Source organism: Shewanella sp. NKUCC06_TVS (genome assembly GCF_019345515.1).
In the GTDB taxonomy this organism is placed as follows: domain Bacteria; phylum Pseudomonadota; class Gammaproteobacteria; order Enterobacterales; family Shewanellaceae; genus Shewanella; species Shewanella oncorhynchi.
In genome coordinates, this window is sequence record NZ_JAHKQX010000016.1 from 97,307 (window position 1) to 120,685 (window position 23,379).

General features: G+C 45.6%; 20 protein-coding genes. 7 read left to right on the forward strand and 13 right to left on the reverse strand.

Annotated features, from left to right (window positions below):
• Positions 1-206: 206 nt before the first annotated feature.
• From KO531_RS17275 to KO531_RS17300, 6 genes are all read right to left on the reverse strand, one after another.
• Entirely contained in the window at positions 207-812 is a 606-nt protein-coding gene (locus KO531_RS17275; RefSeq protein WP_219251800.1) for a hypothetical protein, read from the reverse strand.
• Between the two features lie 96 nt (positions 813-908).
• Positions 909-1,946: an acyltransferase gene (locus KO531_RS17280; protein WP_113941433.1), complete on the reverse strand. Its 1,038-nt coding sequence runs from the start codon at positions 1,944-1,946 to the stop codon at positions 909-911.
• Positions 1,947-1,948: 2 nt separating this feature from the next.
• Positions 1,949-3,346 (reverse strand): hypothetical protein, encoded by a 1,398-nt coding sequence (locus KO531_RS17285; RefSeq protein WP_105250504.1) that lies wholly within the window; start codon positions 3,344-3,346, stop codon positions 1,949-1,951.
• A 193-nt stretch (positions 3,347-3,539) separates the two neighbouring features.
• Entirely contained in the window at positions 3,540-3,890 is a 351-nt protein-coding gene (locus tag KO531_RS17290) for a YkvA family protein (protein ID WP_113941434.1), read from the reverse strand.
• A 49-nt stretch (positions 3,891-3,939) separates the two neighbouring features.
• Positions 3,940-4,698, reverse strand: a complete 759-nt coding sequence (locus tag KO531_RS17295; protein ID WP_212600604.1) for a helix-turn-helix transcriptional regulator — start codon at positions 4,696-4,698, stop codon at positions 3,940-3,942.
• Positions 4,699-4,722: 24 nt separating this feature from the next.
• Positions 4,723-5,265: a YbhB/YbcL family Raf kinase inhibitor-like protein gene (locus tag KO531_RS17300; RefSeq protein WP_131525388.1), complete on the reverse strand. Its 543-nt coding sequence runs from the start codon at positions 5,263-5,265 to the stop codon at positions 4,723-4,725.
• Between the two features lie 908 nt (positions 5,266-6,173).
• Between KO531_RS17300 and speF the strand changes: the two genes are divergently transcribed.
• The 3 genes from speF to KO531_RS17320 all read left to right on the forward strand — a co-directional run bounded on the left by speF (position 6,174) and on the right by KO531_RS17320 (position 11,021).
• The gene (gene speF, locus KO531_RS17310) at positions 6,174-8,336 is read left to right on the forward strand and encodes an ornithine decarboxylase SpeF (protein WP_105250508.1); all 2,163 of its coding nucleotides are present in this window, start codon (positions 6,174-6,176) and stop codon (positions 8,334-8,336) included.
• Between the two features lie 86 nt (positions 8,337-8,422).
• Complete coding sequence (potE, locus tag KO531_RS17315; protein ID WP_105250509.1) at positions 8,423-9,742, forward strand: putrescine-ornithine antiporter; 1,320 nt, start codon at positions 8,423-8,425, stop codon at positions 9,740-9,742.
• A gap of 124 nt (positions 9,743-9,866) precedes the next feature.
• Positions 9,867-11,021, forward strand: coding sequence for a porin (locus KO531_RS17320; protein ID WP_219251801.1), 1,155 nt, complete (start codon positions 9,867-9,869; stop codon positions 11,019-11,021).
• Between the two features lie 374 nt (positions 11,022-11,395).
• Here the strand turns inward: KO531_RS17320 and KO531_RS17325 are convergent, their stop codons facing one another.
• Positions 11,396-11,956, reverse strand: coding sequence for a gluconokinase (locus KO531_RS17325; protein ID WP_219251802.1), 561 nt, complete (start codon positions 11,954-11,956; stop codon positions 11,396-11,398).
• A gap of 85 nt (positions 11,957-12,041) precedes the next feature.
• Between KO531_RS17325 and gntU the strand changes: the two genes are divergently transcribed.
• The gene (gene gntU, locus KO531_RS17330) at positions 12,042-13,385 is read left to right on the forward strand and encodes a gluconate transporter (RefSeq protein WP_105250511.1); all 1,344 of its coding nucleotides are present in this window, start codon (positions 12,042-12,044) and stop codon (positions 13,383-13,385) included.
• A gap of 53 nt (positions 13,386-13,438) precedes the next feature.
• On the opposite strand, the gene gntR is transcribed toward gntU, so the two are convergent.
• The 3 genes from gntR to KO531_RS17345 form a co-directional block, all read right to left on the reverse strand.
• The gene (gene gntR, locus KO531_RS17335; protein WP_219251803.1) at positions 13,439-14,437 is read right to left on the reverse strand and encodes a gluconate operon transcriptional repressor GntR; all 999 of its coding nucleotides are present in this window, start codon (positions 14,435-14,437) and stop codon (positions 13,439-13,441) included.
• 222 nt (positions 14,438-14,659) lie between these two features.
• A complete protein-coding gene (locus KO531_RS17340) occupies positions 14,660-17,098 on the reverse strand; it encodes a YgiQ family radical SAM protein (protein WP_219251804.1) in 2,439 nt (812 codons plus the stop codon).
• A 215-nt stretch (positions 17,099-17,313) separates the two neighbouring features.
• A complete protein-coding gene (locus KO531_RS17345; RefSeq protein WP_219251805.1) occupies positions 17,314-17,724 on the reverse strand; it encodes an MAPEG family protein in 411 nt (136 codons plus the stop codon).
• Between the two features lie 157 nt (positions 17,725-17,881).
• Here KO531_RS17345 and KO531_RS17350 point away from each other — a divergent pair, with 157 nt between their 5' ends.
• Together KO531_RS17350 and KO531_RS17355 are read left to right on the forward strand one after the other, a co-directional pair.
• Entirely contained in the window at positions 17,882-19,102 is a 1,221-nt protein-coding gene (locus tag KO531_RS17350) for a threonine/serine exporter family protein (protein ID WP_219251806.1), read from the forward strand.
• Positions 19,103-19,293: 191 nt separating this feature from the next.
• Positions 19,294-20,940: a hypothetical protein gene (locus KO531_RS17355; RefSeq protein WP_219251807.1), complete on the forward strand. Its 1,647-nt coding sequence runs from the start codon at positions 19,294-19,296 to the stop codon at positions 20,938-20,940.
• Between the two features lie 65 nt (positions 20,941-21,005).
• Here the strand turns inward: KO531_RS17355 and KO531_RS17360 are convergent, their stop codons facing one another.
• Positions 21,006-21,710 (reverse strand): DJ-1/PfpI family protein, encoded by a 705-nt coding sequence (locus KO531_RS17360; protein WP_219251808.1) that lies wholly within the window; start codon positions 21,708-21,710, stop codon positions 21,006-21,008.
• A gap of 238 nt (positions 21,711-21,948) precedes the next feature.
• On the opposite strand from KO531_RS17360, the gene KO531_RS17365 reads away from it, so the two are divergent.
• Positions 21,949-22,581 (forward strand): TetR/AcrR family transcriptional regulator, encoded by a 633-nt coding sequence (locus KO531_RS17365; RefSeq protein WP_219251809.1) that lies wholly within the window; start codon positions 21,949-21,951, stop codon positions 22,579-22,581.
• Between the two features lie 28 nt (positions 22,582-22,609).
• On the opposite strand, the gene KO531_RS17370 is transcribed toward KO531_RS17365, so the two are convergent.
• Both KO531_RS17370 and KO531_RS17375 read right to left on the reverse strand, forming a co-directional pair.
• Positions 22,610-22,864 carry a hypothetical protein gene (locus KO531_RS17370; RefSeq protein ID WP_113941445.1) on the reverse strand — a complete coding sequence of 85 codons (255 nt, stop codon included), beginning with the start codon at positions 22,862-22,864 and terminating at the stop codon, positions 22,610-22,612.
• A gap of 11 nt (positions 22,865-22,875) precedes the next feature.
• Positions 22,876-23,379: a hypothetical protein gene (locus tag KO531_RS17375; RefSeq protein WP_219251810.1), complete on the reverse strand. Its 504-nt coding sequence runs from the start codon at positions 23,377-23,379 to the stop codon at positions 22,876-22,878.

The window sequence follows — 23,379 nt, forward strand, 5'->3', positions numbered from 1 at the left end:
ATTGTTGGCTTATTGCCAGTTAATGGTGTCATTACATAGCAGTGATACTAGACGAAGAACTTACCGCACTAAGGTTTGCTGGCGAGGATATCACAACGATTTGACTGGATTTGATGCGAGGCTGAGCCCGTGTAGTGTCGTTATCCACATAAACGGGCAACATTAGCAGGTGATGAACACCATTTTGAGCTAGCTTAATAACAATACTAGTCGTGTCCCCAAGGTTTGGGTGGTAATGCTACTGGCTGGGTAAGATCAAAATCGACTTTAAAATTGCGTTGTTCTCGCGTGAGTTGGTAACTAAAAATCGTTGGCGTAATTTCCATGTGCCACACATTGGTAATCGACTGAGTTAGTCCATTCTTGACGAAGTTATCGATTGATTCCCTATCAATGGGAAATGACTGTTTCTGTACTGTCCCATCATTCATAGTGTCGCCGCCATACATGGTCACAGCATCTTCACTTCCATCCTGATGGCGATGGTCGTGCTTCAACTTAAGCCCTTGCTGCGTTTTAGTCAGCACCCAAGTACGCGAGTGGTCATCACCCACATGGAACGGGATCTTGAGCTCAGTGTCGCTACATTCACGCACGTGCATAATTAACGACTTGCCGCTAAAGGCCGAATCGGCACTATCACCCGATACCACTTTTCCCGCAAAGGCTTGGCCACAATGGGCCGCAATTTGTGCGAAAAAAGTATTCTGCGTCTTGGTGGATAGCGACTCAACTTGAGCGGCGATGGATGGCAACGCGATAAAAGACAAACTGATAAGCCCAAGGCTCGGTAGGGTAATGTTAGGATTCATTATGTTCTCCACTTTTTTAGATGGAAAACACCCTAACACTAGGAAATAAATTCAAACTGAATTTCACCTAGTGTTAGTGATGATAAACCAAAGTGATTACCAGCCGATATAAGTACGCGATCGATTACCCAGACGCTTTTTGATAAAGCGAGCCGTCATAATACTGCCTACCATCATGAAAATGAAAATCCCAGCGGAAAAGAGCACGCTAGTCACAGCAGAACCTGGTGGGAAGCGGAAACGCATTACGGTTGCAGCCGTGTTAAATAGCATATCGAAGAGTGGATGAATAAAGAAAATTGCAAAACTCATCTCAGCGACTTCGACTAACCAAGGCAAACGACTTCGTCCCGACAACCATTCACAGAAATTCAGTACTAATACACATAAACAAAGTTTCTGAATAAACTGCCAATCGATACCGTTATACTCAAACGGTGCCTTATGATAGTTACCAATATGCTGCACTATGTAAGTTTGTTCGACTAAGCTCACCACTAAAAAAATCATCGCTAGTGCGGTGAAAATAGAGCCAAAGCGCGTCACAATATGTTCATCTTGCGAATATAAAATACCAATTAAGTAGAAAGGTACAAAATACACGACTGAGTGAATGAAATTGACGTTACCTATAGGTCTATGCAATAGGATTGCTACCACACAACTCAGTACAAATAGTGTCCAACGCATCTGCTGCGAGCAACGGATAAACCATAAAAAAATCGGCGAGAATAAAAACACCGCCATGATGAAGGGAATGTACCAGTGCGGATACAGAATGTAACCGTTACGCACAGTATAAAAAATACTCAGCAAGACATTATCGAGCGGCTGATGCTCCATAAATATCCAGCGCAAACACAAACAAAATAGACCTATCAATGACACAACTAAAAAAGGATAAAGTACGTTTTGTACTTTGTTCTTCATAAACTTGCTGTAGTCGAAATCCTTATAAAAAATGCGATGGAAAAAGTATCCCGAGATAAACACAAATAACGCCGTGCCACCACGCAATAGATTTTCCAGCAACAGCGGGAAACCTTCACCAGAGTTGTAAATACTGTGGCCAAGCACGATAAAGATAATCGCAATGCCACGCATGTAGGTAAATTCGAGCTGATTTTTTCTCATTATTAATTCATCGCACAGTAGAGGGTTCTTCCATCAACAACACTCGCAGAAACCCTAATAGTTCCATGGACTTCCGCTTCGTTGAATACCAGATACTGACCCTCACGCTGAAAGGGGAATGCTAAAGGTAACAGAGTTGCCGCCTCAATGCCCTCACAAAAATTTTGTACTGGAACATCGAGTAATGGACTGCCACTCACTGACAAGTTACTAAATTGCGCACTCATCCCTAAATAAGCTTGAGTCATTTCCTCTTGATAGGGCACCACATAAAAGCCAGAACGTACGTCACCCACATCGATAAAACTGCTGCTATCGCTCACGCTCGGCATAACCAATAACGGCACTTTTGGATCCTGAACATTCAACAACAACTGAGACAATTTTGCTTGAGTTGCGGGGTAATACGCTAACATCTCCTGCAACTGTTTCTTCTGTTTAGTGTCTTTCTTGTCTAGCGGGGATACTGGCTTTACGCGGTTCAGTAGTAAATCCACAGGCAACATACCCGACATGACCGACTCTTTCCATACATAAGGGTCTTGAGTGCTATCCAACAATATGCCCGCCAGAGCGCCAATATTTGCCGCCTCAGCCGTCCAACCAACCCACATCTTCTGCTGTTGATAATAGTCATACACATATTTTGTCAGTATTTGCTGATAACCAAGTAAAGTTTGATTTTGACTCAACACACGCGCACCAGCGGCCAATTCCACGTACTTAGCGCTGCCTTCAACAAGATCATTGATGTAACCGACTCGATCTTCATTCGGCGCAATTTGGCGCCATTGCTGCAACCAATAGGCTGCATAGCTAAGGTGTAATGACTGTTGCTCGGGTTGTGCCAGCGCCGCCATTAAGGCATCAAATAACTGTAAGCGATAATAGCGAGCATCGAAGTTGAGCGGAAAGACCTCGCCCTCATAACGCTTACCGTCTTCCAATACTCGCCATTCGGATTGGGCATAAAAATGGAAGGCTTCATGCAAGCCATTGCTCGCCCAGATTAAAAAAGCTAAATCCGTTGGCTTAGTGTCGCGAGTAAATTGGATGTTCGGCACTTCGAGCTGGATCAATACGCCTGGCTGGCCATTATATTGTGGAAAGCCGAAACTCACCGATAGACCCGAGTGCAGATTGACAGACTCTAACACACTGTTATCTTGGATTATTTCGCCACCAGGCTGTCGAAGCCAGACATTACCACCATAACTAAAGAGGTGTACTTTATCTTCAAGGCGAAAACCGGGCCACAAAGCTTCGCTCTGGCGACTATTCTGTGCCATAAAATCGAGGTAAAGACGGGCGAGTTGTTCCGGAGAGGCCTCATCGGCAAACGCGGGGGTAGCGGCAGAGACACCTAAAAGCCATAGGATCACTACCATAATATTTTTCATTTATCTGCCTAAACAAACACAAGGGGTTTACAAAACAGCGCTAGCATATAGCGCAATCAAGCAATAGTGAAACATTTGCAAAAAAATATTTTTACCCCAGAAAATCTCAGTCAAAACCAAATCAACGACTCCTAATGAAATCATATTTTTAGCACAATTTTGCATCACTCAGGCGATTGCGTTCGCAATAGGCTTAAGTCTTAGGTTCGCTCGGCTTATCTCCAAACCACAGTGCGAGTTTATCCGCCGCAAGGGATTTCACTTCATCATCGATATATAGGGTCACCATAGTCAGGGCAGCGGCAAGGGCACCTAAATCATCGGTAAAGCCAACTAAAGGAGTCAGATCGGGAATCGCATCTAAAGGCAAAATAAAATACGCTAACGCGCCGTAGATGACTGACTTAGCCCACTTAGGCGTATTGGGTTGTTGCGCTGCATAATAAAGCCATAGTGCCCGCTCGATGACCTCTCTACCTGCTTGACGGCTAAAGAGTTTGATCTTGTTCCAAAATCCGCTGTCAGTAAATTGCTCATCCGCCATCATATTTCTCCAGTACCCTAAAGTTGTTTGGGTATACACCAATGCCACTTCACAGTGTACGACGATAAGCCGCGGGGGTCAGGCCAAATTGTTGCTTAAAACGTAAGGAAAACTTTTCCGCAGATTGATAACCACAGGCCAAAGCCACTTGTAATACTGGCTCACTCGAATTCTGCAACATGGCTAAACCATGACAAAGCCGCACTTCTACCAGTAACTGCCTAAAACTGGTGTCTTCTAAGGCCAATTTACGCCTAAGGCTTGCCGTGCTCATGTGTAACTTGTCGGCAATATCCTCCTGCTGCCATGACGCCGAAGGACTCACACTCATCAAGGCCAAGGCCGCTTGAGTCACGCTGCGTTGGGTGTGACCATACAACCAGTTCACACTGCGTTTATCCGGCAAACTTAACAGTAACGCGGCCAAATAATGCAGTTGAACAGGATCGGCCAGAGACAAGGTCAAACTCTGTAATAGCGCATTCCAAGCTAAGTCCACAGCGCGTGATACGTTTTGGACTGGCATAGGGTCACGCCAATCGGTAGCGCTTGATAAAATACCTTGGGGTAAATCGTGGGGGAGTAATAACTGCACCGCCCGATAACGCCCAAGAAAAGGTCGATTAACAAAACTAATATGCGAACCAGCAGGAATTAACAGTAACTGCCCTTGGCCTACTAAAACAGATTCATCTTGCCAGAGCAGAGACTTTTCACCATAGATAACCCGAATAATCGACGGCTGATGTACAGGGACTTGAGATAAAGATTGTGCCTGCTTCGAATCATATTCAAACATACGGATCATGACACCAGCCTAATTATCAATGGATTATCGATTATATACCGCAGTCAACTTGGCGTTGCCGAGCGCTTGTGCCCTGAGCATAAAGCCCAATAAGGCAGGGCTAGCGTCCTTTGGCAATTCTAAAGCACTGGGTAATGCCCACACAGTAAATTCATACCTGTGAACGCCATGACCTTGGGGCGGGCATGCGCCACCAAAATTTGTAGTACCAAAATCGTTCTTCAAGGCAATGGCGCCTTTGGGCAGTGCATCAACATGCGAGCCCGCACCTTGTGCGAGCGAAGTTTGCGCTAAGGGTAAGTTATATACGGCCCAGTGCCACCAACCGCTGCCCGTTGGCGCATCAGGATCATAAGCTGTCACTGCAAATGCTTTAGTTCCTGTGGGCACCTCAGTCCAAGTCAGTTGCGGCGAAATATTTTCCCCTTGGCAACCAAAGCCATTAAACACTAATTGCGATGTCAGTTTATTGCCCTCGCTCATATCTTTGCTCGTTAATGTCATAGCACTTGCTTGTCCAACGAATAACCCAAGCACTAAACTCGCCCCTAACCACCCTTTATTCATGTCTATCTCCTATTCATGTTCGACCTGACTCACTTTACGTCAATCAAAAAAATAACATCTGCCCTAAAACGACAACTTTCTGCCCCAAATGCTCAAATGTGAGAAAAAAGTTATCATTTTTGCATTTTTCAAGCAGGAAGATGATTTTGTAACGAAAATATCTGCATAACAATGCAAATATGCAATGCGGTATAAATCAGAATGATGATTACAGCAGCCTTTTAATTAAGATTAGATATTTGAAATAAGATATTTTATGCAAATAAAATTATTTAAATAATGCTGACAATATTTACTTTCATTATTTAGATAAAGATACTTAAGCATGATTGACTCAATTTAATATCGATAAATTAAGTTAAATTGACGTGCTAATTATTTAAAAATAAGACATAGGTCATGATTTTATTTATAACTCGCATATAAACTTCATTACGTAATAAAAACCTAACCATTTTCTCTAAGTCATAATGGAGTCGTATATGAAGAGGAAATCTAAAATTATGGCGCATATCAGGCGCACACGGCATATCATGATGCCTAGTCAACGTGACTATTTCGATCACTCCTTTATCTTCCTCCGCTAACCTTAGCGTAGGTAGTAGGCCAATTAACAGGTCTAAAGTGCTATTGCCCTAATAGGCGCAAACACTTATCGTACTGTTTTAATTTGGTTTATTATCTAACACCTTAATCAAAGCATTCTTTTATCAGTGCAGTTTTACTGCGGCTAAGCTATTCATACGCTCAATAAATATATTTCTACTTATATTTATTTCGTAACATTGGCATAACCACATTTAATCTGCGCACGGAATAGCTATATCTAATTTTCATACCATTAATATTTTTAATTAGGTATAGGCACACTTGTATCTATTTTTTATAAAGTAAAAGGGAAATTAACTATGAAATCATTAAAAGTAGCCGCTAGCTTATCTGTTAGATCTTGTTTCGATATCGACAGAGAAGTTGTCAATGTATTAACCACAGATTTTTGCGATGTGGGCGCGGCTGTAGTCTCTGTTGATGATGTTAGAAATGGTATTGTTGAAAAGATTAAAAACACCGGATTGAAACTGCCCATTTTCGTTTCAGTTTGCTGTGAAGAAACCTTCCCTGATGATGTTTGCTCATCGATTACAGGGGTATTTGAACTCTGCGGTGATAACACTGACTTCTACGGAAAACAGGTTGAGACTGCAATAAGTAAATATGAACAAGCGCTATTGCCACCTTTCTTCGGTACGTTAAAAAAATACGTCGAAATGGGTAACTCTACCTTTGCTTGTCCTGGTCACCAAGGCGGACAATTCTTCCGTAAACACCCAGTGGGTCGCCAATTCTTCGACTTTTTTGGCGAAACAATTTTCCGTGCGGATATGTGTAATGCCGACGTGAAACTGGGTGATTTACTGATCCATGAAGGCGCTCCACTGGAAGCACAGAAATACGCTGCCAAAGTTTTTAATGCCGATAAAACCTATTTCGTACTTAACGGCACTTCGTCATCAAATAAAGTCGCGACTAATGCGCTGTTAGCGAAAGGCGACCTCGTGTTATTCGACCGCAATAATCACAAATCAAACCACCATGGCGCATTAATTCAAGCAGGTGCTACACCTGTTTATTTAGAAACGGCACGTAATCCCTTCGGATTTATTGGTGGCATTGATGCCCACTGTTTCCAAGAGTCCTATTTAAGAGAGCAAATTCGTGAAGTCGCGCCAGAAAGAGCCGATGAAAAACGCCCGTTCCGCTTGGCGATAATCCAACTCGGCACCTATGACGGCACCATCTACAATGCTCGCCAAGTGATTGATAAAATTGGCCATCTTTGTGACTACGTCTTATTCGACTCGGCTTGGGTGGGTTATGAACAGTTCATCCCTATGATGAATGACTGCTCACCACTCTTGCTCGAACTGACTGCTGAAGATCCAGGCATTATCGTGACTCAGTCGGTGCATAAACAGCAGGCCGGTTTCTCACAAACCTCGCAAATCCATAAAAAAGATAAACATATCAAAGGCCAAGATAGATATTGCAACCATAAACGCTTCAACAACGCCTTTATGATGCATGCCTCTACCAGTCCCTTCTATCCTTTATTTGCGGCGCTAGATGTAAATGCGAAAATGCATGAAGGCGCAAGCGGTCGTTATCTGTGGCGCGAAGCGGTAAAAGCGGGTATCGAAGCACGTAAGCTATTGCTCAAAAAGTGTAAATATATCAAACCATTCGTGCCAACAATGATCGACGGCCGCCTATGGCAAGACTATGAAACCGAACAAATGGCCGATGACTTACGCTTCTTCGAATTCGAACCTGGTCAGAAATGGCACTCCTTCGAAGGTTATGAAAAAGGCCAATACTTTGTTGACCCTTGTAAGTTCTTATTAACAACACCGGGCATAGATGCTGAAACAGGCAAATATACCGAATTTGGTATTCCAGCGACTATTCTGGCTAACTTCTTACGGGAAAATAATATTATTCCAGAGAAGTGCGACTTGAATTCGATTTTATTCCTGATGACACCTGCGGAAGATATGGCCAAGATGCAACATCTGGTATCACAAATATCTCGTTTTGAGAAATTAGTCGATGAAGATGCGCCATTATCTGAAGTATTACCTAACGTTTATAACGCCAATAAAGCCCGTTATAAAGACTATTCTATCCGTCAACTCTGCCAAGAAATGCACAATCTTTATGTCAGCCATGACGTAAAACAACTGCAGAAAGAAATGTTCCGTAAAGCGCATTTCCCCACAAAAGTGATGGACCCGCAGGAAGCAAACCTAGAGTTTATTCGTGGCAAAGTAGAATTAGTCCCACTCTCGCAAATTGAAGGAAGAATTGCAGCAGAAGGCGCACTACCTTACCCACCAGGCGTGTTATGTATGGTGCCAGGTGAAATATGGGGCGGTTCTGTTCAGCGTTATTTCCTTGCCCTTGAAGAAGGCATCAACCTATTACCTGGATTCTCACCAGAACTGCAAGGTGTTTATCTCGAAAATACCGCAGACGGCAAAATTCAAGCAATGGGCTATGTACTAAATAAATAATGAAGACTGACTGCAGAGTTTATTAACCCCACTCTGCAGTCAAATTCATGCCTCCTATAATAAGTCACCTAAATTAGGTTATTAGTATGAGTAAATCAGAAAATAAAATTGGCGTCGTCCAATTAACTATTATCACCATAGTCAACATGATGGGTTCGGGCATTATTATGCTACCAACCCAATTAGCTCAAGTCGGTACTATCTCCATTTTATCTTGGTTAGTAACAGCAGCAGGGTCAACTGCCCTCGCCTTCGCTTTTGCTAAGTGCGGTATGTTCAGTAAAAAATCCGGTGGTATGGGCGGTTATGCCGAGTATGCCTTCGGCCGTTCTGGCAACTTTATGGCCAACTACACCTATGCCGTCTCACTGTTAATCGCCAACGTCGCGATTGCCATCTCTGCCGTGGGTTACGCTGCCGTGTTGCTGGAAGTTAACTTAAGCCCGATGGCAATTTGTCTTGCGACCATTGGCGTACTTTGGTTGGCAACCATTGCTAACTTCGGTGGTGCCCGCATCACGGGCCGCGTCAGTAGCGTGACTGTGTGGGGGATTATTCTGCCAGTGATTGGCGTATCTTTAATTGGTTGGTTCTGGTTTGACATCGACCTCTATAAAGGCGCATGGAACCCGCATGATATGCCATTCTTCAAAGCGTTAGGCGGCTCTATCGCTATGACTTTGTGGGCGTTCCTCGGTTTAGAATCGGCCTGTGCAAACTCAGAAGCCGTCGATAACCCAGAAAAAAACGTACCTATCGCCGTGATGGGCGGTACCTTAGGTGCAGCAGTGATTTATATTGTCTCCACTAACGTCATTGCCGGTATTGTGCCAAATGCCGAGCTTGCCATGTCGAATGCGCCATTCGGCTTAGCCTTCGCACAAATGTTTAATCCAGTAGTCGGTAAAATCGTGATGGCCTGCGCCATTATCTCCTGTACTGGATCACTCTTAGGTTGGCAGTTCACTATTGCCCAAGTGTTTAAAGCCTCTGCCGATGAAGGATTTTTTCCTAAAATTTTCTCTAAAGTCAGCAAAGCCGATGCGCCAATTTGGGGCATGACTATTATCGTCTCGATCCAAACAGCACTATCGCTGATGACCATTAGCCCATCACTGAGCAAGCAGTTCGAAGCACTCGTTAACCTCGCCGTCGTCACCAACATTGTGCCTTATATCTTATCTATGGCCGCGCTTGGCATAATGCAAAGACAGCAAAAAGTGCCTATCAATAAAGCCCGCGTTGCCAACGTGATCGCCGTAATCGGTGCGTTATATAGCTTCTATGCTCTGTACAGCTCAGGCGAAACTGCAGTGATGCTTGGCGCCATAGCCACCTTCTTCGGTTGGACTATTTTCGGCGTGATCTCAAACCAAGCGCCTGTTGCCGACACACGTCCAGCCTAAATACGGCTAACGCATGATCGGAAACAATTAATACCAACATCCACATCAAGACTAACGATAACTCAGGGATCATAGGCCAAGCCTATGATCCCCTGGAGAATACTTGCTCATTATCGGGGGATTTATGAATAAGACTTGTCTCGCTTTAGTGTTACCTATGCTATTAACGGCCACCAGCAGTCAGGCGGTTGAACTCTATAAAGATCAAAAAAACACCTTAGATTTAACGGGTTGGTTAGGGTTTGCAGCATTAAATGACAGCCACGATACTTCAGTTATCGACGACTCGTCACGCCTAAGATTCAGCTTCGAGCGCAGCGAGAAAAATGGCTGGACCGCTTTCGCTACCACAGAATGGGGGATCAACATGGTCTCCAGCGACGATGGGCTAGTGATGCAAGGGGGCAAACTCGCCGCCGAAAAAACCGATGATTTTCTCTATAACCGCTTAGGTTATGTTGGCATGTCCCATGATACATGGGGCAACCTGAGTTTCGGTAAACAATGGGGCGCCTACTACGATGTCGCAGGCACGACAGATTTACCGAACGTATTTGCAGGTTACAGCGTTGGCGCTTACACCTTCGGTGATGGCAGCCTCACAGGTACAGGCCGTGCCGATTCCGCCTTCATTTACCGTAATAATTTAGGCCCAGTACAAATCGCCCTGCAATATGCCGCCAAAACCAATGGTGATGTCAGCCTAAAAAACGATGACGGTAGCGAGATGACCAACTCAGAACTGAGTTTTGACAGCAGCTACGGCGCCAGTATCACTTATGTGGTAACCGATAAATTTAAGCTACTCGCAGGTTTTAACCGCGGTGATTTTGAAGGCCACTTAGGCAATACTCAAGTCGATGAAACCAATGAAATTGTCGGCATTGGTGCCATGTATGGTGACTACTATCACTATGCCGAAGGACGTGAGGCCAACGGTCTCTATGTGGGCTTTAACGCTCACAAAAGTAAAAATAATGAACTGGTCAACGGCGATCTCTACAACGCCACTGGTGCCGAGTTGATGACGGCCTATCAATTCGACAACGGATTTGTGCCTATGGTTGTACTCAGTTATTTAGATTTAGACACAGATGCAGCTAGGCCCATCCAAGGTCAATGGACTCGCCAATTTACCATGCTGGGGCTGCATTATCGCTACAGTAATGACACTGTGATGTTTGCCGAGATGAAGCTAGATTTCAGTGATATGGATGATCCTGCACTCGAAGCACAGGAAGACAACAGCTTCGCAGTCGGGATTAATTACTTCTTTTAAGGCTCAAGGGGATATTAACCAAGGTTGCTAAAGCGCTCATTCTACTTTGGCATTGCTTAGTCGCATGAAGCAGGACGATTTTGAGTAACAGTCTTCAGTGACAGTTCTAATCACATGTTGAGTTAAATCATGTTTAGCAGGATAGGCAGCTCGCGTCATCGCTCATATGCGTGGGCTTATTTGAGGCTGAGGTGCGGCGCACGTTCCGTCTACAAACGCTCGCCGTAACACTCATTGGATGGTACCGCAGGCTTACCATTATCTCTACGCCACTCCAAGTTAGTTTCTGGAGTGGCTTTTTTTCTAAAAAATTGAGCGGTTTAAGCCGATGTGCATTACGACTTTACGCTTGACTTCAATGGCCAACGTTGACCTTACCCTTCGCCCTTTATCGCATTAATACAGCGTTGTACGACTTCTTCGAAAGTGCCATCTATGCTCACTTGGATAACGTCAGCTTCATCATTCGCGGGCATTTCCAGCGTGTCGAACTGACTCTTGAGTAGCTCAATCGGCATGAAGTGGGCTTTTCTGGCAAACATGCGTTCTTTGACTAATCCAAAATCTCCATATAGATGAATGAACACCAGCTTGCTGTTGTTCTGACGGATTAAGTCACGATACTGACGACGCAGTGCAGAGCAGACAATAACCCCCTCTTCACCCTTTTGCTCAATGCTATACACAGCATCGTTGATGCGCTCAAGCCAAGGAGCACGATCGCTATCATTGAGCGGTGAGCCAGATTTCATCTTGATAATATTGGCTCTAGGATGCAGATCATCACCATCAATAAATTTCGTCTCTAACGCCTCTGCGACCGCGGCACCAATTGAAGATTTGCCACAACTAGAGACGCCCATGAACACATAGCTATTGCCTTTTTTTCTCTCAGTCACTTTGTTAACCTCATGCCAATTCTCGAATTTAGTCACTTCCCACTCTACCATATTACGGGTAACATGTTACCGGTAACCTACAAAAATGTGGACAACTTAACTAACAAGGAAAAGTCCTCTTATGTCTGATATGTCATTGATTCTGACAGCGCTGGGTTCAATTGCCCTGCTACTGTTCTTAGTGATGAAAGTGAGATTACATGCAGTGGTATCACTGATACTGGTGTCGATAATTGCTGGCCTTTTCTCTGGTATGAACCCAGCTGATATTACCAATACGATTCAACAAGGGATGGGGGGAACACTGGGCTTTGTTGCGGTGGTGGTCGCTTTGGGAGCCATGTTTGGTCGCGTCATGGAAGAGACTGGCGCGCTAGATCAGATAGCCCATACACTGCTGAATAAATTTGGTAACGACAAAGCTCACTGGGCCATGACCTTTACAGGCTTTATCTGTGCATTACCTCTCTTCTTCGATGTTGCTGTGGTACTGCTGATTGGCATCGCCTTTGCCGTGGTTCGTAAAGGGGGCGGCAGCGTCGTTAAAATTGGTATTTCACTGCTCGCGGGTATTGCCACTTGTCAGGCATTTCTCATCCCTGCACCAGGGCCTATTTTGGTCGCTTCCCAGCTCAATGCCGACTTTGGCTACATGATAGTCTTCGGTTTATTGGCATCGATTCCGGCGATGATTCTAGGCGGCCCACTCTTTGCCAGCCTCATCTCCCAAAAAGTCCATGTTGAGCTGCCTGCCCACGAGCAGCAGGAAAAAGGTGAACGAGAAGGCGGACCAATCCCCTCATTCGCGCTATCAATCAGTATTGTGGTGTTCCCACTGCTGCTTATCGGTTTAAAGACGGTGGTGTCACGCTTTATTGATGAAAAATCCGACCTGCATAATTGGCTCGCCTTGATAGGTCATCCATTCACCGCCATTTTGCTAGCATGTTTAATCGCATTCTATGTACTGGGCGTTAGACGCAATATTCCCAATGAGCGCATCATGGAAATCTGTAGCAGTGCGCTCCAACCTGCTGGGATCATTATTCTCGTCACCGGTGCTGGCGGCGTGTTTAAGCAAGTGCTGATTGACTCAGGTGTCGGCGATGCATTAGGCAATATGTTGGCAGGTTCGGGATTACCGATTGTAATACTGGCATTTATTTTGTCGGCGTCGGTGCGCGTGATCCAAGGGTCGGCAACCGTGGCCATGTTAACGGCTTGCGGCCTTATCATCCCAATACTTGAACCACTAAACTTAGATGGTGCTCAATTGGCGGCAATTACGATTGCCATTGGCGGAGGTTCGATTGTGCTCTCGCACGTTAATGACTCAGGCTTCTGGCTCGCTAACCGTTTTCTTGGATTATCAGAAAAACAAACGCTGCAAACGTGGACTGTGATGGAGACCATTATAGGTACGACGGGCGGCATAGTCGCAGTCATCATCTCTGCGTTTCTCTAACGATAACCTGTGATGACAAACATAAGTCGTTAAGCGAAAGAACGAGGGGAAGTCTACAGTGTTTCCCCTAAATCAATACGATAGCCCAGATCGATAACCGATTCTGCTCTCTCTTTGCCATTTAACCTGTCTAATAGCTCAGTAGCAGCAATTCGACCAATCTCTTTTCTCGGCGTAATAATGCTCGCCAATTTTGGCGTCATAGATTGGCCAATATCATGGCCATGAAACCCTGCAACGCCAATTTGTTCAGGGATCTTGATGCCTTGTCTTTGACACTCAAATATCACCCCCGCCGCTAAATCATCGTTGGTGCAGAAAAAACTATCCACATAGGGATATTTCGCTAATGTTTGTTGCAATAACGACGCCCCCAAGGAAAACGACGAGGCCTCATTTGTGGTCATAGCCAAAGGTGTGAGCTGAGCCTCCTGCATCGCTAACTCGTAGCCTCGCATCTTAAGCTGAGTACGAATATCCATGCGCGCGCCTAGGTAAGCAATGTGGCGATAGCCTTGTGCAATCATGGCCTTAACCATTTCGTAAGCGGCGGCAGAGTTGTCGAAACCGACACACTGTTGAATCGAAGGCGACACGCTATCCATCATTTCGATGACCGGAATGCCCGCCGTTTCAATCATTCGCACGGTACGCGGCGTGTGGTAACTTTCGGACAAGAGTAAGCCATCGATATTGTAAGAGAGCAGTGATGCCACCCGCTCTTCTTCTAATTCAGCCTGATACCCGTAGTGAGCCAGCATGGTTTGATAACCGCGTTTGCCGGTCACATTCTCGATACCGCGCAGCACTTCAGCAAATACTTGGTTGGTTAACGAAGGCACTAACACGCCAATGGCGCGACTGGTTGCTTGCGCTAAAATTTCCGGCGCGCGATTAGGAATATAACCTAAGGTTTCTAGTGCGACAGCAATCTTCTCTTGAGTGCTTTGCGCCACCCTTGTTGGATTTTTTAAATAGCGACTCACCGTCATTTTGGTGACCCCAACTTGATCGGCAACGTCTTGAAGACTGGGTCTACGCTTTTTATTCATAATATCTAATGTTAGTTAACGAACCGCGGATATGGGTGAGATGTATAGCTAAAATATCGAATATAAACAAATAGTAGACATAAACATCAGACAGGGATCTTATAATAGTTCGCCCAGCGATACCAGTTGAGGACTATTTTAGCGGCATGACCATGCTAGCTAGGCCACTCCAAACTCATATCTGGAGCGGCCTTTGAACATTATTTGTGATGGCGAAAAGTGTTACTTAGCCTGTTGGCGACCCTGAGAGGGCTTTCCTGCAGGTTTACCACCCGTTTTTGATGGGTTTCCACCTTTAGCCTGAGCGCCTCCGGCCTTAAAACCAGACTGGCCGAAGGGCGCTTTCGCTCCCGGACGGCTCGAATGGGCTCCACTAGGTTTAGAGCCAGTTGGTTTAGAGTCAGTTGGCTTAGCACCAGTTGGTTTAGCGCCATTCGCTGCGGGTTTCCCGCCTTTAGCGGCTGGTTTTGACTCAGCACCAACCTGAGCTTGCGCACCGCCTTTAGCCGGACTTTTAGATTTGCCATCGCCCTTGCGGTCATCAAATTGATTACCCGAGAAGCGCGTAAAGGCTTTTTGGCCTTGGTTAGCATCTTTCATCCACTTAGGTCCGCGTTCATTTCGACCTTCTGGCGGAACTAACTGATGCGGACTATTACCGATCAAGTCTTCACGCCCCATGGCAGTTAAGCCTTCACGGATCAATGGCCAACCTGCAGGATCGTGATAACGCAGCAATGCCTTGTGCAAGCGACGTTGACGCCCTTTCTTCGGCACAGATACCACTTCGCTGGTGTGCTTGACGTTTTTCAGCGAGTTTAACTCGGTATGATAAATCGTAGTCGCATTCGCCATCGGTGACGGATAAAAGTTCTGTACTTGGTCGAGCTTGAACTTACGCTCCTTCAACCACAACGCTAAGTTCACCATGTCTTCGTCGGTCGTGCCTGGATGCGCCGAAATAAAGTAAGGGATCAGGAACTGCTCTTTGCCCGCTTCCTTAGAAAACTTGTCGAACAATTCTTTAAACTTATCATAGGCGCCCATGCCGGGCTTCATCATCTTGCTGAGCGGACCTTCTTCGGTATGCTCAGGGGCGATTTTTAAGTAGCCACCAACGTGATGCTGCACTAACTCTTTCACATAAGCTGGATCTTCGATCGCCAAGTCGTAACGCACGCCAGAGGCAATCAATACTTTCTTGATGCCAGGTACCGCACGCGCAGCGCGATACAAGTCGATTGTATGTTTATGATCTGTGCCTAAGTGGCCGCAAATCGATGGAAACACACAGGATAAACGACGACAGGTTTTTTCAGCCTTTTCGCTGGTACAACCTAAACGATACATGTTGGCGGTTGGGCCGCCTAAATCGGAAATAACCCCAGTAAAGCCTGGCACTTTTTCCTGAATATCTTTGATTTCTTTAACAATCGACTCTTGTGAACGACTCTGAATGATTCGGCCTTCATGCTCGGTAATCGAGCAGAAAGAACAGCCACCAAAGCAACCACGCATGATGTTGATAGACGTCTTGATCATGTCGTAGGCAGGGATTTTTTCCTTGCCATAGATAGGATGAGGAATGCGCTGATAGGGTAAATCGAATACCGCATCCATCTCATCGGTATTGAGCGGCCATGCGGGCGGATTCACCCAAACGGCGCGGTCGCCATGGGGTTGAAATAACGCACGGGCACAACCTGGGTTTTGCTCTTGGTGCAAAATCCGTGAAGCATGGGCATATAAATATTTGTCTTCGGACACTTTTTCAAACGCTGGCAGCAGCACATAGGTTTTATCCCATGGCTTAGGTTTAGGCGGTTGAACGCTAATAGGCTTAGGGGCTTCGTTATCGAATATCTTCACATCCGACGGGCCGGACAAGTTAGCACAACCCACATCATCGGCGCCGTAAGGATTCGGCAGCGGCTCTATCTTGTGCAGTTGGTCAATCTTGCGCGAGTCCATACCGCGCCATTCGGGCAGCGGCTCTTTACGGATAACGGCTGTGCCACGCACATCGTGCAACGAGCTTATCGGTTCACCGGCAGCTAAGCGGCGTGCCACTTCGACTAAAGGACGCTCGGCGTTGCCGTACATCAAAATGTCGGCCTTGGCATCGAAAATCACACTGCGACGCACTTTGTCCGACCAATAATCGTAATGGGCGATGCGGCGTAAACTGGCTTCGATACCACCAATAATCACAGGCACATCTTTAAAGGCTTCTTTACAACGCTGGGTGTACACAGTCACGGCGCGATCTGGGCGCTTACCACCAATATCCCCCGCAGTATAAGCATCGTCGGAGCGTAAACGACGGTCGGCAGTGTAACGGTTGATCATCGAATCCATGTTACCGGCGGTGACGCCAAAAAACAGATTCGGGCGGCCCAATTGCATAAAGGCGTCTTTGCTCGACCAATCTGGCTGGGAAATAATCCCAACTCGGTAACCCTGAGCCTCTAACATACGGCCGATCACCGCCATGCCAAAGCTTGGGTGATCCACATAAGCGTCGCCTGTGACTATGATGATGTCACAGCTATCCCAACCAAGCTTATCCATCTCCTTGCGAGACATCGGTAAGAAAGGCGCAGTGCTGTCGCCCGTGGCCCAATACTTGGGATGACTAAAGAGTGTGGATTCAACTTGCATGGATTGTGACCCGAAAACGTAATGTCAAATAAAGGCGCCACGAAAATAAGTTACGCCAATTTAGGGACGCGGAGTATAGCAGGGAATGGAGGATAGATGAGATTAAAAAAACACCACTCGAGGCATTTTCAGGGGTATTTGAGCCGGAAGCGTAATACCCCTAAATCCGCTATGGATATGGCTTAGGGCGGAATTGACCGCCCAAACCTGCGGGCCTAGAGACCCTTTCCTAAACCTTGAGCAAAATGCAGCAAATTCACCAACGCCAAACTGATAATCACTAGCCAAGTGAGCAATACGCCCCAAAAACGACCAAAATGGTAACCACCTTGGCCTTGAGTTAAGCCAATAGCATGAAGTAAGCGCGCCACTATCCACACAGTCCCAAAACAGTGTAAATAAAATGCAGACAAGCCACCCGCTTCGGCCACCAGCATTAAAATCAATACGATAGGCGCATTTTCGATCAGGTTAACATGCACTCGATTAGCCAAAGCTAAGGCGCTGTTACCACCATCCCCTAGGCCGATTTTCTGACCTCGCCTTAATTTCACTACTCGATAAGCCAAAGCGACAATTAATAGCCCTGTGAGGCTAGCGTAAAGACCCGTTACCATCAAAGACATGCCTATTTCCCCTTATCAAAAAGCTGACTATAGCCCGAGCTGCAAAAAATCAGCAATTTATTTGTATTAAGGTTAAAAGCCATTAACCTTTTATAGACAAGATAGGTTAATATGCGCGCGTCATTCCCTACAACTTTTTATACAGTGAATACCCCGATTGGATAACGACGATTTTATCGAAAAACGTAGATTTATCATAAAGCTAGGCAAAGCCTTGCATAAGTTTGGCACACCCGCTTATCGTCTAGAAACCCACTTACAAACCGTTGCTCGCACCTTAGGTATCGAAGGCTATTTCCTTATTTCTCCGACGTCGATGACCTTCGTTTTGCAACATGATACCGATCAAGAATATAACCATGCAGCTCGCGTTAAGCCCGGTGAACTCGATTTAGGTTCACTCGCCCGCACCGATGAATTGGTCGATGAGTTAACCTCAGGTAAACGCACTTTGGCCGAGGCCTTAGATCGCTTAGAAGAAATCGCCAATAAACCCAATCCCTATGGCCCTGTATTAACTTGCTTTTCTTTTGGAACTTCTGCCGCCGCTTTCGCTATGCTGATGGGCACGGGTTGGAACGATGTATTTTGGTCAGGATTATTAGGCTTATTCGTCTATGGCTTGGTATATCGTGCCGAACGCTCGGCCCGCATGGCCGAAGTGCTCGAACCCTTCGCCACTATCCTTTGCGCAATCGCAGCCTGTGGCATAGCGCGTATCGATCCAAATATTAATATCCCAGTAGTAATCCTCTCCTCCATTATTATTTTTATTCCCGGCTTAGCCTTAACCTTAGGTTTAGCTGAACTCGCCGCACGGGATTTAATTTCTGGCACGGCGCGCATCATGGATGCGAGCATGCAATTATTTAAGCTGTACTTTGGCGCAGTGCTCGGCATGGCAATCGGTAAAGCTATGTTCGGCGAAGCGATTCACATAGAACCTGAGGGTTTACCTCGCTGGGCGATATGGTCGGCGGTTCCGATTCTATCTATGGCGCTGGTTTTTATCTTCAAAGCACGGATGCAAGATTCGCCTTGGGGCGTATTGGCTGGGATAGTGGCGTTTTTCTCAGCCATGCTCGGCGGACATTATTTTGGTGATTCGGTGGGGATCTTCTTTGGTGCCTTGGCAGTAGGAATTTATTCTAATCTCTTCGCCCGCTGGATGAAGGCGCCTGCCTCCATCGCCCTGTTGCAGGGAATAGTGATCTTAGTCCCCGGCAGTAAAACCTATATCGGACTCAATGCACTGATCTCAGGTGAGACCATGCTCAATCAGTCGCACATAGGCTCGCAAATCTTTTTGATTTTTATGTCGCTGATTGCGGGGCTCATCTTTGCTAACGTCGCTGTCCCACCTAGGCGTACACTGTAACAATCGCTAATCCGGCTGGAGCCCGCGCCCAGCCGCTACCTCAAGATAATCTCAAGCTAACCTTAAGTAAAATAAGAAACTTATTAAAATGTTTCCTTGACTAACACTCGTTTTCCATGTGTTATTAAATTGTGAATTGCAACGTGAAATTGTTTTCGCTGCAGTCGTCGATTTCATGGGAGTGGCCTTTTATGCAGAAATTTTTTCAGTATGCATGCATCCTATCTTGTTGTGTTGGCAACCTAATCAGGGTTGCCCAAGCAGAAGAGGCTAAGCTCGCCGATCCCGCAAACCAAGATCAAACAAAACAAAAAGTCAGCAAGATTGTGGTGGTCAACAACCCCATTTTTGATGAGTCAGATCCCGATGCTTTTTTCATTCACCGCTGGGCTAACTCTCTGCATATCAACACCAAAGAATACGTGGTACTCGATAATTTAACTTTCAGCGAAAATGATACTGTCACCCAGAAAGATCTCGACGAATCCCAACGCCTGTTACGCGCAGTCCCTTACATTCGCGACGCCAAAATTTATATCGCAGAAAAAGATCCCCAAGCCGATGTCGATCCATCCGTTGAGTCCGTGGTGGTGGAGACCTGGGATAATTGGTCATTATTACCGACAGCGAGTTTGAGTAGTTCAGGTGGCGACACCCGTTACTCCTTCGGGCTCAAAGAAGACAACTTGCTTGGAACTGGGATCCGCACTCGACTTAAATATCAATCCAATGAATCTCGGAATGGCTATAAATTTGCTTTTGAAGCGCCGCTCAGCATTATTGAACACGGCACAGTTGCCGCTGAGTTCTACGACAATAGCGACGGCCAAGCTAAACACGTTTATGTGAGTAAACCCTTCTATTCCCTCAATACGAGTACCATGTATTCGGCGGAGTTTTTAGACGATAACCGTACAGATACCCTCAGACAAAATGGGCAAGAGGTGAATGAGTTCACACACACAGTCGACTATCTCAATCTGCAATACGGCTGGTTAATTAATAAAAACAGTCAGCACCTTTCTCGCTTTATTACTGGTGTCACCCAAGACAAGCACGAGTTTATCCATTCTGAGCGCTATCCTACTTCCATGCTCCCTCAAGACAGGGACTTTATGTACCCTTGGGTCGCCTACGAGTTTATCGAAGATGATTTCCACGTACTGAATAATGTTCACCTGATCACCAACAATGAAGACTTTAACTTAGGTTGGCATCACTATTTGCAATTCGGTATAGAAACCAATGATATAGGTGATAATAATCCCTTAGGCTACCACGTTAACTGGCAAAGCACTGGCGGGTATAAGTTTAACGATCAACTGTGGCTGTTAGAAATGGGGGGAACAAGCACTATCGGCACCACCCAAAAAGATACTTATAAGTTTGATATTCAAGCCGAATACTTCTATCAAATTCATCCTAAGTGGACGGCTTATGGCAAAGCTTGGGCTAGCCTTTCACAGAACACTTATCTGGATCTAACAAAAGGATTAGGGGATGAAACTGGCGTGCGCGGTTATCCAAACGAATACCAACAAGGGGATAATCAGTGGTTACTGACCGCCGAGATACGCAATTACCCCAATATCAACTTATACCAACTGGCTGAATTAGGCTGGGCAGTCTTTGCCGATCTGGGTCAAGCCTCCGGCGGTCAACTCGCCGAGAATAACGAAGTCAGCGGTCCACTGGGTAGCATAGGCATAGGCGCGCGGATTTATTCCTCTCGATCCAGCTATGGCAACGTAGCCCATATTGATTTTTCACTCCCTTATACGGGCGGCGAGTCAGTAAACAGCTGGGAATGGCGATTCCTAGTGAAAAGCAGTTTTTAAACCTAAGGTACATAATAATCGTATGAACTATGTACTTTTTAAGACAATCCTTGACGCCTTGTGGCCTAAAATAATCCTGACGCTATCTGCCTAACCTCCTGCTCAACCCTCTGTACCAAAGAAGCGTCTGCCAATAAGGGAGAACCACAATTAAAGGGAGGTTTAGGATCATATTCAAACAATAACTGCAGTGTTTTAGCCTGTTGTTCACCCTCTATATTGGCAATGAGTGCCAAAGCAAAATCGAGCCCTGCAGTAATACCGCCGCCACTGATCCGATTACGGTCAATCACAATACGTTTATTTTCAAAAGTAATTTGAGGATATTGTGCCAACACTGAAGCATAAGCCCAGTGAGTGGTCGTACGATAACCATTAAGTAAACCTGTTGCCGCAAGAATCAAGGCACCAGTGCATACAGATGTAATGTATTGTGCTTGCTCCCCCTTGCGTTTTAAGAAAGAAATGACTTGCTCATCCTGTATTTGCGCCAAAGGATTTGCGCTCCCAGGCACTAACAGGATATCTATCGGCGGACAATTATCGAAATCGTAATTAGGTTGTAAGTTAACGCCCGCATCACAGGGTAATAGCATGCTGGTTTTCGCAAAAGTGAAGGTTTCAAAAGATGGCACAAAGGCTAAAAACTGTAGTGGCCCATAGGCATCGAGCATCGTCATGCCGGGATAAAGGAAAATACCTACTCTTAATTTGTGCTTGATTGGATTATTTGTTTGATCACTTTGAGCCGCTTCAATATTTTCACTCATCACAGATTCTCCATCGGTAGTGACAATTTCATATTTCAGGTAACACTGTCGTTGCAGTTAACCCTATGACCGTCACTATAAAGCCCATTATTCCCAACCATCAGGCACAAACTCGCCCGAATGTTTCAAATGGTACACCTGAGCCTATCTGTTCCACTTAAGCAAAAATCACAACACAAGAGCCATTGAGGCTAATGTATAATCAAAAGCCTGAATTGAATTTGGAGCAAAATCCAGTATGCACACCAAGCCCCACATGCGCATAGAACAAAGCCCACGAGCGATGCTCAAGGTTCTCCACGTTTTCAAGGAAATGCTTAAACAACAAGATTATCGTGATATTGCAGTGGCAGATATTGCGCACAAAGCCGATGTCGGGCGCACGACGTTTTATCGCTACTTCAAACGCAAGTTGGATATTCTTATTGCACTACATCAAAATATTTTTGAAAATATCTTTGAAGATCTACGGTCAACCGAAGACTGGCTTTCAACTAACACACCACCCTCATTGGAAAAACTGCTTATTACTTTTAGCCGAAACAGCATGTTTCGCCGTTCCATGTCATTTAGACTAGGTAGCGACCTCGATGCAGCAACTAAACAATTACAAACTAAACTTGTGCAACATATCGAAAATAAATTGATCAACACCTTCAACACTGACGAATTTATTATTCCAAGCTACACATTAGCCCATAGCATAGCAGCTCTTTATTTAAGCCAAATTCAACAACTTATCGCCAGTCCCACACCTTGTCCTACACAACAAGCAAAATACTTACACTTACTGACTCGAGGCATAATTGTAGCGGCATTGACGACAACTAATAGCAGCGAAACCCATACCTGCACCAATGGAAATCATTAAGGTAGAAATCACGGCATTTACATCATTCTCAAGCGATGAGTTTGGTAATCCAACGCAAGCCAAAAGTGCTACGGAGTAGTTTTACAGTGCTGTTGTGGCGCATTTGAAACAGACAGCCAAGGCTAAAACTGACGATTAAACCTGGCGTCGATCCTATAAAATCACGACTGCTTTGCGCTAATTGTCGTTTCCTCATCAGTAACAAATCATGCTGCAACTGGCCTTGTTCCGTCAGCACAGTCAGCTTCAACTGCTGTTTTTTAAGTAACTGTTGAATTAGCATACTCGCACCTCCTATTTTTGATGTTCCGACTCTCGAGTCGAGAGCAAAAGCTGTAATTGCTGCCAAGTCTTCGAAAAGCCAGTTTGTGACAGCACATAGCCAAGACTACGCCAACACCAAAGCAATAAAACAAACTGTAGCACCACCAAAGCGCTCACTGTGGCCAATAACGAACCGCTCAATTGAAACAGCGTATAGCCCAACAGCAATAAAATACTGCCCCAGAATAACGTAATGCCAGTACCAAAACAGACGACTAAAGCCGCAGCAATAATCAGGCTACGCCCTGTTAACCGCCATTCTGCCGTTGCTATTTTCCCGGCCAACTTCAACTGCTCGAGATAGGCTTGCTTCACTGAACTGCTAAGAACAGCTATTTCAGCCAGTTGCTCCATTGCCTGATCAATAACTTTATGCTGGGCAGCAGCTGATGCTGTCTGCCCAGTTTTGGCGGTTTGCGTACTATGCTGGACGGGCCTTTGTTCTGGCGCCTCTGACCTTGCACGGTTTTGCAT